Below are 13,275 nucleotides of genomic sequence, written 5' to 3' on the forward strand. Positions count from 1 at the left end.
AGTGCCACCTGGAACGAGAGAACTACCCAAACTGCGTGTGACCGCGGGCGGTGACGAGCTGCTTTCTTTGGTTACTTTCTTTGCAGCAGCAAAGAAAGTGAGTGCCGCCCCGCACAGGGGCAACGCTAATAGACCGACGCGATAACGGGATCCGGCGAAACCCTAGCCAAGCGAATATGGAATCCAGCGAAAACAGCAAAGCAAGCTAACCCGGAGCGCAAAAACCTCACCGCAAAACCACAGTCCGCTCGCCATTAATAAAAACCCGCCGCTCAATAAACGCTTTAACCGCGCGTGCAAGCGCAAGGCACTCCACATCCCGCCCTGTCGCCAACAACCGCTCCGGCCCATAAGAATGATCGACGCGCTCGACTTCCTGCTCGATGATCGGTCCTTCATCGAGATCGTCGGTGACGAAATGCGCGGTCGCGCCAATCAGCTTGACCCCACGCGCATGCGCCTGGTGATAAGGCTTCGCCCCCTTGAACCCAGGCAAGAACGAGTGATGGATATTGATCGCACGCCCCGCCAGCTTGCGGCTCGTCTCGCCTGAAAGAATCTGCATATACCGCGCAAGCACCATCAACTCCGCGTCTGACGTATCGAACAGATCGAGCAAGCGCGCTTCCTGCTGCGGCTTGGTATCGGCGGTAATCGGCAGATGATGGAACGGCAAGCCATGCTGCTCCGCCAGATGCGCCAGATCCGTATGATTCGACCCGATGCCGACGATATCCATCTTCAACTCGCCCATGCGCCAGCGGAACAGCAAATCCGCAAGACAGTGCTCGAGCTTCGACACCATCAGCAGCACCTTCGGCCGCACGGCGAGATCGTGCATCGCCCACGACATCGCAAAGCGCTCGGCGATAGGCTCGAATTCGCGCTTCAGCATCGCGAGATCGAGCGCCTCCTCGGGACGCGCGCCATGAAACACGCAACGCACGAAAAAGCGCTCGGAGAGATCGTCATCGAAGACGGTGAGTTCGTCGATATAGCCGTGATGCCGCTCCAGAAAGCCGACGATCGCGGCGACCTGCCCCGCCGCGCTCGGGCACGAAACGGTAAGCACGAGTTGATCAAAGCGGGAATCGGCTGCCATGCGTGCTCCACATTCGAATGGTTGCAGCGCCGCGAAATGCGGCGAGCGTACGCGCTAGTAGAGCAAACGCGCGCGCCTTCCGGATAGAAGCGAACCGCCGCGCAAATAGTACGAAAGCGTCAGCCGACGACGTCGCATTCGTCCAGCAGCCACTCGCTGAACGCCCGCACCGCCGCCGACGGCTCGCGCGGCGTCACGAGCACGTAGCCCCGATCGGTGACGAGCGGCGCATCGCAGAGCGCGACGAGCTGGCCCGTCGCGATCAGTTCGTCGATGAGCGGCGCCCAGCCGAGCGCGACGCCCTGGCCCATCACCGCGGCGTGCGCGACGAGCGCGTAGCTGTTGAACGTGAAGCCGCCCTGCGTCGGCGGCGCGGCAAGGCCGTGCGCTTCGAACCACGCGCTCCATGAAAGCCAGCGCTCGGGCAGCGTCGGTTCGAGATGCAAGAGCGGCAGCCCGGATAGATCGGCGGGCGATACGGGCGCGCTTCTTCCCGCGATCAGCGCCGGGCTGCACACCGGCATCACGCGTTCGGCGAAGAGCTTCACGGCGCTCTGACCGCTCCATTCGGCATGCGTGTCGCCGAAGACGATGACCACATCGGCATGATCGCCGGATGCGCTCGGCAAGCTCTGCGACGTGATGATCTTCACGTCGACATCGGGCATCAGCGCCTTGAATTGCGGCAGGCGCGGCATCAGCCAGTATGTGGCGAAGCCGAAATCCGTCGACAGCGTGAGCGTGCGTTGCGCGTGACGCGAGCGGATGTCCGACGTCGCCGCGCGAATCACGTCGAGTCCCCGACGCACCGCATCGAAAAGACGCGCGCCGTCGTCCGTGAGCGTGACCCCGCGATGCCCGCGCTCGAACAGCGCCGCCCCGAGCGATTCCTCCAACTGCACGACGCGCTGGCTCACCGCGGGCTGCGTCGAGCCGAGTTCGCGCGCGGCAGCCGTGAAGCTCGCGTGCCGCGCGGCGGATTCGAACATCAGTAACGCCTGCATCGGTGGCAGGCGGTCCGGCCGCGGCATAACTCCCCCTTATGAACGCATAACGTTTTGCTGTCTTCACAGCCGCGATTTGAACGGCAATAGTGACACCCAACGCTCAATCAACGATTCTATTCGAGGCACGCAGTCATGCTTGAGACGAAACAAAATATCCTTGTACTGATGGCCGATCAGCTCACGCCCTTCGCACTCGCCGCATACGGCAATCGCGTGACGAAGACGCCGCGCATCGATGCGCTCGCGCGCGAAGGCGTCGTGTTCGAATCCGCGTATTGCGCGAGTCCGCTGTGCGCGCCTTCGCGTTTTTCGCTTCTCGCGGGCAAGCTGCCTTCGAACATCGGCGCATACGACAATGCCGCCGAATTCCCGTCCGAAACGCTGACCTTCGCGCACTATCTGCGCGCCGAAGGCTATCGCACGATTCTCTCCGGCAAGATGCATTTCTGCGGCGCGGATCAGTTGCACGGCTTCGAGGAACGTCTCACGACCGATATCTATCCCGCCGATTTCGGCTGGACGCCCGACTGGCAGAACGCCGATGCGCGCCCGACGTGGTATCACAACATGAGCTCCGTGATAGACGCGGGCCCATGCGTGCGTACCAATCAACTCGACTTCGACGACGAAGTGACCTTCACCACGCGTCAAAAGCTCTTCGACATCGCGCGCGAGCGCAACGCGGGCAAGGACGCGCGTCCGTTCATGATGGTCGCATCGCTCACGCATCCGCACGATCCGTATGCGATTCCGCGCAAGTACTGGGACGCGTATCGCGATGAAGACATCGACATGCCTTCGTATCGCGATTCGCTCGATGCCTGCGATCCGCATTCGAAGCGCCTGCGCCATGTGTACGAAGCGGATCGCACGCCGCCGACGGACCGGCAAATCCGCAATGCGCGGCGCGCGTACTACGGCGCGGTGTCGTATGTCGACGACCAGTTCGCATCGATCCTCGAAGCGCTCGACGAGGCCGGTCTCGCCGACGATACGATCATCGTCGTCACGTCGGATCACGGGGAGATGCTCGGCGAGCGCGGCCTCTGGTACAAGATGACGTTCTTCGAAGGCGGCTGCCGCGTGCCGCTCATCGTGCACGCGCCGAAGCGGTTTGGCGCGCATCGCGTGAAGGATTCGGTCTCGCATCTCGATGTGCTGCCGACGCTCGTCGAATTCGCGCGCGGACAAGCGCCGCAAGCGTGGCCCGACAGCATCGACGGTCAAAGCCTCGTGCCGCACTTGCGCGAGACCGGCGGGCACGACGAAGCCATCGGCGAATATCTCGCGGAAGGCGCGATTGCGCCCATCGTGATGATCCGGCGCGGGCGCTTCAAGTTCATTCATTCGAGCGTGGATCCGGATCAGCTTTACGATGTAGAAGCCGATCCGTTCGAGCGCGAGAATCTCGCAAGCGATGAGCGTCACGCCGCGCGCGTGGCCGAATTCCGCGCGGAGATCGCGCGCCGCTGGAATCTCGATGCGCTGCATCAGGACGTGCTGAAGAGTCAGCGCCGCCGCCATTTCCATTTCGCGGCGACGACGCAGGGCACGATTCAGTCATGGGACTGGCAGCCTCACGTCGATGCGAGCCAGCGCTACATGCGCAATCACATCGATCTGGACGATCTCGAAGCGATGGCGCGTTTTCCCGCCGTCGAGCACTGACGCATCGATCGCATCCCCACAACACACGACAGGAATGCACCATGAAAAAGGGCTTCATCCACGCGCTCTTCGCCGCCGCGCTGGCTTGCGTGGCTTCGCATGCGTTTGCCGCCGAGCCGCAGTCCTGCACGCAGGTCCGCATGGCGGGGCCGGGCTGGACCGATATCGACGCGACCAACGCGATGAGCGGCATCGTGCTCAAGGCGCTCGGCTATCGGCAGAACGTCGCGAACCTGTCGGTGCCGATCACGTATCAGGGCATGAAGAAAGGGCAGATCGACGTGTTTCTAGGCAACTGGATGCCCGCGCAGGCGCCGCTCGTGAAGCCGTTCTTCGAAGAGAAATCGATCGACGTCGTGCGTCCGAATCTCTCCAATGCGAAGTTCACGCTCGCGGTGCCGGACTATGTGGCGGCGGCGGGCGTGCATTCGTTCGCGGACCTCGCGAAGAACGCCGACAAGTTCGATAACCGCATCTACGGCATCGAACCGGGCGCGCCGGCGAATCAGAACATCAAGCGCATGGTCGATGACAAGGCCTTCGGTCTCGGCGACTGGAAGCTGGTCGAATCGAGCGAAACCGCGATGCTCACGCAAGTGGAGCGGGCGGTGCGCGACAAGAAGTGGATCGTGTTTCTCGCGTGGGAGCCGCATCTGATGAACACGAAGTTCAAGCTCGCCTATCTCGATGGCGGCGACAAATACTTCGGCCCCAACTATGGCGGCGCGACGGTGAACACCGTGGCGCGCAGCGGCTACGAGCAGCAATGCCCCAACGTGAGCAGGCTGTTCAAACAGATGGCGTTCAACGTCGATCTGGAGAACGGCGTCATCACGGATGTGCTGGAGAAGAAAACGAATGTCGATGCAGCGGCCACGGATGCGCTGAAGCGTCATCCGGAGCTGCTGAAATCGTGGTTGGACGGCGTGACCACGGCGAGCGGCGGAAACGGCCTGGAAGCCGTTCAGACCGCGCTCGGCGTGAAGTGAGGGATCAGCCGAGCTGAATGCTCGCGCGTTCCTGTGCGGCCATCACGACGGCGCGCATCGGCGTCTGGATCGCCATGAAGTGGAGCATCAGGCTGTCCGCCTGGTGCAAGTACCACGGCGTATTGATGCTCAGGCAGTCGAGGCCGTGTTCGAGCTTCCAGCCGAGACGGTCCGTCAGCAGATTCGCGATGATGGTCTGATCGCCGCCGTTCGCATAGGTGCTCGATTTGTCGGGCGCGGCGCTGACATGCTCGTGGATTTCGTCGACGAACGCGAGGACCGCGGGCTTGCGGCGAAAGCCGAGCACGCCGGCATTGATGATCCACGGCCCGATATCGTGCGCCGCGAGAATGTCGCGCCCGTCCAGCAGCGGATCGATCGGCTTGCGCTGATCGAAGAAGAGGATGTCGGCATCGACCCAGATCGCCCAGTCGTGATGCGGCAGATGCTTGCGCAGGAACCACGGCTTGAGCCAGGTGCCGGTCGCGCCGGGCACGCCTTCGGCGGGCGTCTGCCGATAGACGTAAAGCGTATAGCCGTGGCGCTCGCAATAGCGCCGCATGTTCTGCTCGGCGATCGCGCCGTACGCACGCACGTTGGGCGTGTAGTACGTGATGAAGGCGATGGACTTGCCGGGGTTATAGACGCTGAACTCTTCATGCGGCGTTTCGCTTTGCGCCGGAAGCTGGAACAGCGGCACGCCCTTCTGCTGACAGTCGTTGATGTGTTCGGCGAGCGCGTTGCGAAAGCTCGCCGGGATGAAACCGTAGATCGCTTCCTCGCCGAGCACGATGGTCCAGAGGTTGGGGTACTGCGTCCAGATGGGATCGTAGCGCGGACCGCAGTGCATCGTAGCCATGATGCCGCCGCGTTCACCGTGCGGCTCGATGTAGTCGAGCCCTGCAAGCATCGCGATTTCGTTTTGCGGCGCTTTGCCGATCTTGCATTCCCCGATGCACCACACGATGAGGTTGCGCACCTCGACCGTATTACGCCAGATCTGCACGGCCGTCTGACGTCCGTCGTCGTTGCCGGAAACCGCCATGAGCGCGTGCTGCCTGCCTTCTGCGATGGGCTCGACCGGGAGCATGTTGAGCACGATGCAGTCTTCGCTCATGCAGACGAGCAGCGCCATCTCGGGCATCCGGCGCAAGTGATGCAGGATCGCTTCGTACTTGAGCAACAAACGCTGGGACGGGCACGGCATGCCCGCCATCGAAATGCTCGCGTGCTCGTAGCCCATGCGGGCGGCGTAGTGCTTGTGATTGGTCAGGACTTCGGGTGCGTCGGTCTGATGGATGCTCAGGCAGCGGGTAGTCATGTCGTTCGAATCCGAAACAAGGCTTGAGTAATGCGGGTTTTTTACAGATTCCGAAGTATGCGAGCCGAGCCGTGCCGCGCATATCGGGCATGTCCGAAAACGAATTCGTTCTATTGACGCGAAACACGATGTTGCAGTAGTCGCAACTAGACAGATTTGCGTCGCACCGGGTCGAGCCGGCGCATATATGGACCTTTATTTTTACGACGTCGACGCGATGCTTCATCGCCTATTCCAACGCAATACACATCGAGACGAGCAAAGGACCAGCACATGAGAAAAAGACATGCCGCAAGGATCGCAGGCCTCGCGTTCGCAGCGGGCGCGGCGAACATGCCGATGACGGCGCACGCGCAAAGCAGCGTGACGCTCTACGGTATTCTCGATGCGGGCGTCACCTGGGTCAGCAACACGGGCGGCTCGCATGTCGTGAAGTTCGATGACGGCATCTCCTATGGCAACCGCATCGGATTTCGCGGCACCGAAGATCTCGGCGGCGGATTGCAGGCGGTCTTCGTGCTCGAATCGGGCTTTCATCTCGGCAATGGCCAGCTCGGCTTCGGCGGCGCGCAATTCGGACGGCAAGCCTACGTAGGCCTCAAGAACCAGTGGGGCACCGTCTCGCTCGGCAATCAGCTCGATATGACCGAAGAGTTCGTCTACCTCTACAACATCTCGGCGTGGGCGAGCGGCTACGCCATTCACCAGGGCGACTTCGACCGCATGAACGGCGACCGTCTGCCGAACTCGATCAAGTTCCTGTCGAACGACATCGGCGGCTTCACCTTCGGCGGCATGTATTCGTTCGGCAATCAGGCGGGCGACTTCCATCGCAACAGCGCGTGGAGCGTCGGCGCGCACTATGCGGCGAACACGTTCAACGTCGGCGCGGCCTATACGCAACTCAACAATCCGAACGGCATCTACGCGTTCGATCCGTACGCGATGATCGGCGCGCGCACCTTCCTCGGCCAGCCGACGGTATCGGTCGATCCGGCGACGGGGGCCGTCACCGATCTCTATAGCTCGACCTCGTTTCCCGTCGACAAGCAAGGCGCGTTCGCCGTGGGCGCGGCATGGACCATCGGCAACCTGATGTTATCGGGCAACTTCACCTACACGACGATCAAGGGCCTCGGCCAGACCTCGCACATGCAGGTGTACGAAGGCGGCGCGTCATACAGCTTCAGGCCGGACCTGAATCTCTACGGCGGCTATCAGCACACGCGCTTCGAAGGCAATCACTGGAATCAGGGCTCGCTCGGGCTGCACTATCTGCTTTCGAAACGTACCGACGTGTATATCTCGGGCGACTATCTGCGCGCGTCCGGTCCCATCGATGCAGTCATCGGCTACAGCTTCACGCCGTCGTCGTCGAATACGCAGGCCGACGTGCGCGTAGGCATGCGTCACTCGTTCTAAGCCGCCGCGAGCCGCGCGGACGGGACGGCGCGCAATGCGCTTCGATCCTGCCGCGGGCTCGTCTGAAAGCGCGCGCGATACGTGCGCGAAAAATGCGACGGCGATTCGAAGCCGCACGCGACGCACACCGCGAGAATCGACATGTCGGTCTGGTGAAGCAGCTCGCGCGCACGCACGAGACGCAGGCCGAGATAGAAGTGCGTCGGCGTGTCCTTCAGCGATGCACAGAAGAGCCGCTCCAGCTGACGCCGCGTCACGCCGATGGATTCGGCGAGCGCATCGGGCGACAGCGGCTCTTCCATATGCTGCTCCATCAGCTCGATCACCTGAATCAGCTTGCGATTGTGGATGCCGTAACGCGCGGCGATCTGCATCCGCTGATGATCCGAGCGCTGCCGGATGCGCCCGAGCACGAACTGCTCCGACACTTGCGCCGCCAACTCCGCGCCGTGTTCGCGCGCGATCACGTCGAGCATCAGATCGATCGATGCCGTGCCGCCCGCGCATGTGATGCGCCGCGTGTCGATCTCGAACAGCTCCTGACTCGTCGCGATCGCCGGATAACGCTCGGTGAATGCAGCGGCCGCTTCCCAGTGCAGCGTCGCGCGCGTGCCCCCGAGCAGCCCGGCTTCCGCCAGGATGAAGCTGCCGGTGTCGATGCCGCCGAGCGTCGCGCCCGCGCGATCGAGGCGCCGCAGCCAGTCGCCGATCGCGCGCGTGTAGCGCGAGAGCGGCTCGAATCCCGACACGACGAACACGGTGCGCGCGTCGTTCACCTGATCGAACGCGCTTTCGGCGTTGAGCGTGATGCCGTTGCTCGCGGCGACCGGACCGCCGTCCAAGCTGAGAATGTGCCAGCGATACAGATCGCCCGCGAAGCGATTGGCGACGCGCAGCGGCTCGATCGCGGACATGAATCCGATCGACGAGAACTCGGGCAGCAGCAGGAAATGGAAATCGTGGGGCGCGGACATCGGATCGATTGGCAAGGCTCGTCGATGAGAGAAGCCGTCCACCCTAGCGCGCGCAAAAAACGCGCGCAATCCGGCGTGCCCCGAAGGGCGGCCGGATTGCACTGCTCGAAGATGCGGTTCAGGCGCTCGCGAGCGCGTTCGTGAGCGTCGCGGCGACCGTGCTCAGGTGCGGCTCCACCACGAGATCGGTGTGCCTGCCGAGGACCGGCATCACGCGCACGCCGTGCTTCGCGACGCGTTGCCAGACCGGCAGCGGATCGCTGCGCGAGTCGTCGAGCATCGTCGCGCGCACGTAGACGATCGGGCCGCCGTCATAACGTCGCGGCTTGTAGGTCGCCATCGCGGCGCTCATCGATTCGCGCACGCGCCGCAGCACAGGCGGAAGATCGGCGACGTCGTCGGATTGCCGGTGCGTCGTCGGCCTGCCCATGCGCCCGCGCACGCGGTTGGTCATCGCCGCCGCCTTGCCGCGCACGAAGCCGAGGCGCGCGCCGGCGTTGAGCGAGCGCAACTCGCGCAGACGTTCGACGAGCACGCCCGCCTGATACCGCGTCCACAGCGTGAAGGGCAGACAATGTGTGTGAATGTACGTGTCGAGCAGGCAGAGCATCTCGATCTTCTCGCCCGCCGCGACGAGCTGTTGCGCGATCTCGAACGCGACCAGCCCGCCGAACGAATAGCCGACGAGCGCATAAGGACCGCTCGGCTGCACTTCGCGGATGCGCAGCACGTAGCCGCGCGCCATCTCTTCGACGCTGTGCTGCGGCGCTTCATCGCCGTCGAGGCCGAGCGCCTGCAGGCCGTACACGGGCCGCTCGTTCTGCACCATGCCCGCGAGCGTCAGGCACTCCATCACCGAGCCGGTGATGCTGTGCACCATGAAGATCGGCCGGCCGACGCCCGCGCGCATCTGCACGAGCGTCGAGTCCGCGGTGCGCGCGCCCGGTTCGGAGGCGAGGACGGCGGCGAGGCGCGCGACGGTCGGCGCGACGATCATCGTCGATAGCGGCAATGCACGGCCGGTCGCGCGCTGCACGTCGGCGAGCATCCGCGCGGCGAGCAGCGAGTGGCCGCCGAGCTCGAAGAAGTTGTCGTCGCGGCCGATCGGCGAGAAGCTGAAATGCTGTTCCCAGAGCGCGCACAGATACGCCTCGATGGATCCGATCGAATCGCCCGGCGCGGGCAGATCGCGCTTCACGCGCGTAAGCGACGGATGCTCGCGAATCTGATCGAGACACTCGGGATTGGCGAGCGACGACACGTTGCGCGCGGGCAGGCCGTTGACGGCATCGCGCGCGGCCGCTTCCGACGGCTTGTTGTTGTGCGTGACGGGCAAGCCGTCGACCTGCACGATCACATCGGGCACGAGCGCGGCGGAGCCTTGTCGCGTGAGATCGCGGCGCACGCGCGCGGCGAGCGCCGCATTCAGTTGCGCACCCGGCCGCAGCACGAGCAAGAGCACGATGCGCTGGCCCGCATCGCCCGCGTTCGCGCCGGTCTGGGCGACGACCATCGCATGACGGATCTCGTGGATCTCGCTCAGGATGCGGTAGATTTCGCCCGGACTCACGTTGATGCCGCGCACGTTGAGCACGCCGTCGCTGCGCCCGTGCAGACGCGCCGAGCCTTGCGGCGAGAACTCGATGACGTCGCCGTGCGTCCACACGCCTTCGTTCGCCGCGAAATACGCCTTGTGAAAGCGCGAGCCGTCGTCGTCGCCGAAGAAGCCGAGCGGTCGCGACGGAAACGGATTCGTGCAGACGAGCTCGCCCGGCATGATCGTGCTCGCGCCCTGATCGAACGCCTGCACGTCGAGGCCGAGGCTCCGGCATTGTGCTTCGCCCGCATAGACGGGCAGATTCGGGTTGCCGAGCACGAAGCAGCCGATGATGTCCGTGCCGCCTGAAATCGATTGCAACTGCAACTGCTTGACGTGCTGGTACACCCATTCGAACTGCGAGTCGTAGAGCACGGCGCCGGTGGACATCATCGCGCGTAGTGCCGAGAGATCGAACTGTCCGGCCGGCTCGATGCCCGCATCCTCGCTCATCTTCAGATAGGCGGGACTCGTCCCGAAGACCGTCACGCGCTCGTTCGCGACGAGACGCCAGAGCGTGTCGACGGCGGCGACGGGACCATCGTAAGTGACGATCTCCACGCCCGACGCGAGCACCGACATCTGCCAGTTCCACATCATCCACGAGCAGCTCGTGTGGAAAAAGAGCTTGTCGCCGGGACCGAAATCGCTGTGCAGGCGATGCTCCTTCACGTGTTCGAGCAGCGTGCCGCCCGCGCCGTGCACGATGCATTTCGGCTTGCCGGTCGTGCCCGACGAAAACATGATGAAGAGCGGATGGTTGAACGGGAAGCGCTTCCAGTCGAAACGCATCGCGTCGCCGCGCGCGATCAGCGAGCGCAACTCGTGCTGACGCTGCGTCACCGTGCTGGGCAGTTCGGTATCTTCGAGACAGACGATGTCCGTGAGCGTCGGCAGTTGCGCGGCCACCGCCGCGACGTGGCCCGAGAGCGAGCCGCCGGTGTCGAACGGACGCTGCATCGTGTGCGCGAACATGAACTTCGGATCGAGCGGGGCGAAGCGGTCGAGAATCGCCTGCACGCCGTTTTCCGGCGCGGCTGTCGAAAGCGTTGCGCCGAGCGCGGTCACGGCGAGCGCGGCGGTGATCGCGTCGCAGTCGTTGCGCATGATCGCCACCACGCGATCGCCTTCCTTCAGGCCGAGTTCGGAGAGCGTCTGCGCGAGGCGCACGACGCGCTCGCGCAACTCGCCGCGCGTATAGCTTATGCGGCGTCCGTCGGCGAAGCAGGAGGTGATCGCGGGAGCGTCGTCGGGCGCGATGCGTTTGCCGAGCAGATTTTCTGCGTAATTCAGTTCGATGTTGGGAAAGAACCGTGCCGTTTCGCATTGGTTGCCGATGCAGACCGGTTCATCGGATCCCGACCATTCGAGCCCGCGCGCCGATTCGAGAAAGCATTTCCAGAATTGGCGATATTCGCGCACTGAGTAAGCATGCAATTCCGAATAATCGGCGAAGCGCTCGCCGGTTGCCTTTTCGAGGGCCTGCGTGAAGGCCGTCATGCGCGATGCGGATATCTGTTCGGCGGAAGGCAGGTAAAGCGGTTCGCGCGCGTAGAGCCGCGCGCTCTCTCGGATGGCGTCTTGACGGTCCATTATCCAGGCACCTTGGTTTTGGGCGACGTGTGTCGAACGGCTATGTAATCGGCGAGCTTCGCGGCTAACTCCATCGCATTTCCTGAAGCCGCGTCACTGCCGAGACAAGCTATCTCTTTCCCGCACATTACCCGGCCGGAAGTCGGCGCTATGTGCGACCAACCACAGAGACCGTGGCGTTTCGGCAAAGATTGATCTTGCGCAACGGCGACGGCCATGCTTCGGATACCGAACAGCGGAAAAACTACTGAATTCGCGACGTTTTTTCATTCCAATGCGTGTTTACGCCATGGTGCGAAGTTTTCGAATATGAGCAGGAAGTCATGATTTCAATTTGCTTTCAATGTTGCCGAGACGCGGATGCGAAGGCGCGTGCGCGAAGCGGCAAGCGACGCAGGTCGCAAGCAGTCAACTCGCGGTCGCACGCGGGCGTTCGGGCGCTTTTATGCGGCGGTACTTTGTATGCACGCCGGCATTCGAACTGGCGCATCGGTTCAACCCTCAACGGAAGCCTCGCAATGAGACAACGCCTGATTCCCACACTGTTTTTCGCCGGCGCGTGCGCGGCGTTCGCCGTCGCTCAGAGTGCGCGCGCGGAGGACGCGAGTTGCCGCACGGTGCGCTTCGTCGATATCGGCTGGACCGATATCACGTCGACGACGGCGCTTGCGTCGGTCGTATTCGAGGGGCTCGGTTATGCGCCGCGGACGACGGTCGCGTCGGTGCCGATTTCGCTCGCGGGGTTGAAGAGCAGGCAGATCGACGTGTCGCTTGGCTACTGGTGGCCGGTGCAGCAGAAGGCGGTCGAGCCGTTTCTGGAGGCGAAGAGCATCGAGAAGCTGGAGCCGCCGAATCTGTCGGGCGCGAAGGCGACGCTCGCCGTGCCGAGCTATGCGTATGACGCGGGCATCAAGACGTTCGCGGATATCGCGAAGCATCGCGACGAACTGGGCGGCACGATATACGGCATCGAGCCTGGCAGCAGTGCGAACGCGAAGATTCAGAAGATGATCGACACGAATCAGTTCGGGTTGGGCGGGTTCAAGCTCGTGCAGTCGAGCGAGGCGGGGATGCTGGTGACGGTCGAGCGGGCGATCCGCGAGAAGAAGCCGGTGGTGTTTCTTGGCTGGGAGCCGCATCCGATGAACATCCAGATGAAGATCAATTACCTCTCCGGCGGGGATGACGTGTTCGGGCCGAACTACGGAGAAGCGCGCGTTTATACGCTGACGAATACGGATTTTCTGACGCGTTGTCCCAATGCGGGGAAGTTCGTTTCCAATTTGCGCTTTACGACGGATCTCGAGAATCGGCTCATGCAGCCGGTGATGAACAAGGAGCGGCCTCAGGAGGCGGCCAAGGCCTATCTCAAGCAGAACCCCCAGGTGCTGGATGCCTGGCTCGCAGGCGTGAAGACTCTTGATGGTAGGGATGGGCTGCCGGCGGTTCGGCAATACCTTGGGCTTTGAGGTTTTTTTTTGTTGTTGTTGTTGCCGGGTCTCGTTGTTGTTGCCGGATCCCGTTATCGCGTCGGTCTATTAGCGTTGCCCCTGTGCGGGGCGGCACTCACTTTCTTTGCTGCTGCAAAGAAAGTAAGCAAAG

9 protein-coding genes are annotated in these 13,275 nt (G+C 63.0%); 4 read left to right on the plus strand and 5 right to left on the minus strand.

The features are described 5' to 3' along the window. Positions 1 to 226: 226 nt before the first annotated feature. Both purU and NCS02_RS14315 read right to left on the minus strand, forming a co-directional pair. Entirely contained in the window at positions 227 to 1,102 is an 876-nt protein-coding gene (gene purU, locus NCS02_RS14310) for a formyltetrahydrofolate deformylase (protein WP_250502685.1), read from the minus strand. Positions 1,103 to 1,221: 119 nt separating this feature from the next. After that, positions 1,222 to 2,133, minus strand: coding sequence for a choline sulfate utilization transcriptional regulator (locus tag NCS02_RS14315; RefSeq protein ID WP_250436322.1), 912 nt, complete (start codon positions 2,131 to 2,133; stop codon positions 1,222 to 1,224). A gap of 108 nt (positions 2,134 to 2,241) precedes the next feature. Between NCS02_RS14315 and betC the strand changes: the two genes are divergently transcribed. Together betC and NCS02_RS14325 are read left to right on the plus strand one after the other, a co-directional pair. After that, complete coding sequence (gene betC / locus NCS02_RS14320) at positions 2,242 to 3,777, plus strand: choline-sulfatase (protein WP_250502686.1); 1,536 nt, start codon at positions 2,242 to 2,244, stop codon at positions 3,775 to 3,777. Positions 3,778 to 3,818: 41 nt separating this feature from the next. Then, positions 3,819 to 4,766, plus strand: coding sequence for a choline ABC transporter substrate-binding protein (locus NCS02_RS14325; RefSeq protein ID WP_008354139.1), 948 nt, complete (start codon positions 3,819 to 3,821; stop codon positions 4,764 to 4,766). Positions 4,767 to 4,770: 4 nt separating this feature from the next. On the opposite strand, the gene NCS02_RS14330 is transcribed toward NCS02_RS14325, so the two are convergent. Further along, positions 4,771 to 6,087 carry a glycosyltransferase family protein gene (locus tag NCS02_RS14330; protein WP_008354138.1) on the minus strand — a complete coding sequence of 439 codons (1,317 nt, stop codon included), beginning with the start codon at positions 6,085 to 6,087 and terminating at the stop codon, positions 4,771 to 4,773. A 273-nt stretch (positions 6,088 to 6,360) separates the two neighbouring features. Here NCS02_RS14330 and NCS02_RS14335 point away from each other — a divergent pair, with 273 nt between their 5' ends. After that, positions 6,361 to 7,509 (plus strand): porin, encoded by a 1,149-nt coding sequence (locus NCS02_RS14335; protein ID WP_008354137.1) that lies wholly within the window; start codon positions 6,361 to 6,363, stop codon positions 7,507 to 7,509. On the opposite strand, the gene NCS02_RS14340 is transcribed toward NCS02_RS14335, so the two are convergent. Together NCS02_RS14340 and NCS02_RS14345 are read right to left on the minus strand one after the other, a co-directional pair. After that, positions 7,506 to 8,483 (minus strand): GlxA family transcriptional regulator, encoded by a 978-nt coding sequence (locus tag NCS02_RS14340; protein WP_250502687.1) that lies wholly within the window; start codon positions 8,481 to 8,483, stop codon positions 7,506 to 7,508. The genes NCS02_RS14335 and NCS02_RS14340 overlap by 4 nt on opposite strands. A 118-nt stretch (positions 8,484 to 8,601) precedes the next feature. Further along, positions 8,602 to 11,673 carry an acetoacetate--CoA ligase gene (locus tag NCS02_RS14345; protein WP_250436324.1) on the minus strand — a complete coding sequence of 1,024 codons (3,072 nt, stop codon included), beginning with the start codon at positions 11,671 to 11,673 and terminating at the stop codon, positions 8,602 to 8,604. A 518-nt stretch (positions 11,674 to 12,191) separates the two neighbouring features. On the opposite strand from NCS02_RS14345, the gene NCS02_RS14350 reads away from it, so the two are divergent. Further along, on the plus strand, positions 12,192 to 13,142 hold the full coding sequence (locus NCS02_RS14350) for a choline ABC transporter substrate-binding protein (protein ID WP_250502688.1): 951 nt from the start codon (positions 12,192 to 12,194) through the stop codon (positions 13,140 to 13,142). The last annotated feature ends 133 nt before the right edge of the window (positions 13,143 to 13,275 follow it).

The organism is Caballeronia sp. NCF2 (assembly GCF_023631205.1).
Lineage (GTDB): Bacteria > Pseudomonadota > Gammaproteobacteria > Burkholderiales > Burkholderiaceae > Caballeronia > Caballeronia zhejiangensis.

Coding starts and splice junctions, on each gene's coding strand:
- purU (WP_250502685.1), bottom strand. CDS start 1,102: ATGGCAGCCGATTCCCGCTTTGATCAACTCGTGCTTACCGTTTCGTGC.
- NCS02_RS14315 (WP_250436322.1), bottom strand. CDS start 2,133: ATGCCGCGGCCGGACCGCCTGCCACCGATGCAGGCGTTACTGATGTTC.
- betC (WP_250502686.1), top strand. CDS start 2,242: ATGCTTGAGACGAAACAAAATATCCTTGTACTGATGGCCGATCAGCTC.
- NCS02_RS14325 (WP_008354139.1), top strand. CDS start 3,819: ATGAAAAAGGGCTTCATCCACGCGCTCTTCGCCGCCGCGCTGGCTTGC.
- NCS02_RS14330 (WP_008354138.1), bottom strand. CDS start 6,087: ATGACTACCCGCTGCCTGAGCATCCATCAGACCGACGCACCCGAAGTC.
- NCS02_RS14335 (WP_008354137.1), top strand. CDS start 6,361: ATGAGAAAAAGACATGCCGCAAGGATCGCAGGCCTCGCGTTCGCAGCG.
- NCS02_RS14340 (WP_250502687.1), bottom strand. CDS start 8,483: ATGTCCGCGCCCCACGATTTCCATTTCCTGCTGCTGCCCGAGTTCTCG.
- NCS02_RS14345 (WP_250436324.1), bottom strand. CDS start 11,673: ATGGACCGTCAAGACGCCATCCGAGAGAGCGCGCGGCTCTACGCGCGC.
- NCS02_RS14350 (WP_250502688.1), top strand. CDS start 12,192: ATGAGACAACGCCTGATTCCCACACTGTTTTTCGCCGGCGCGTGCGCG.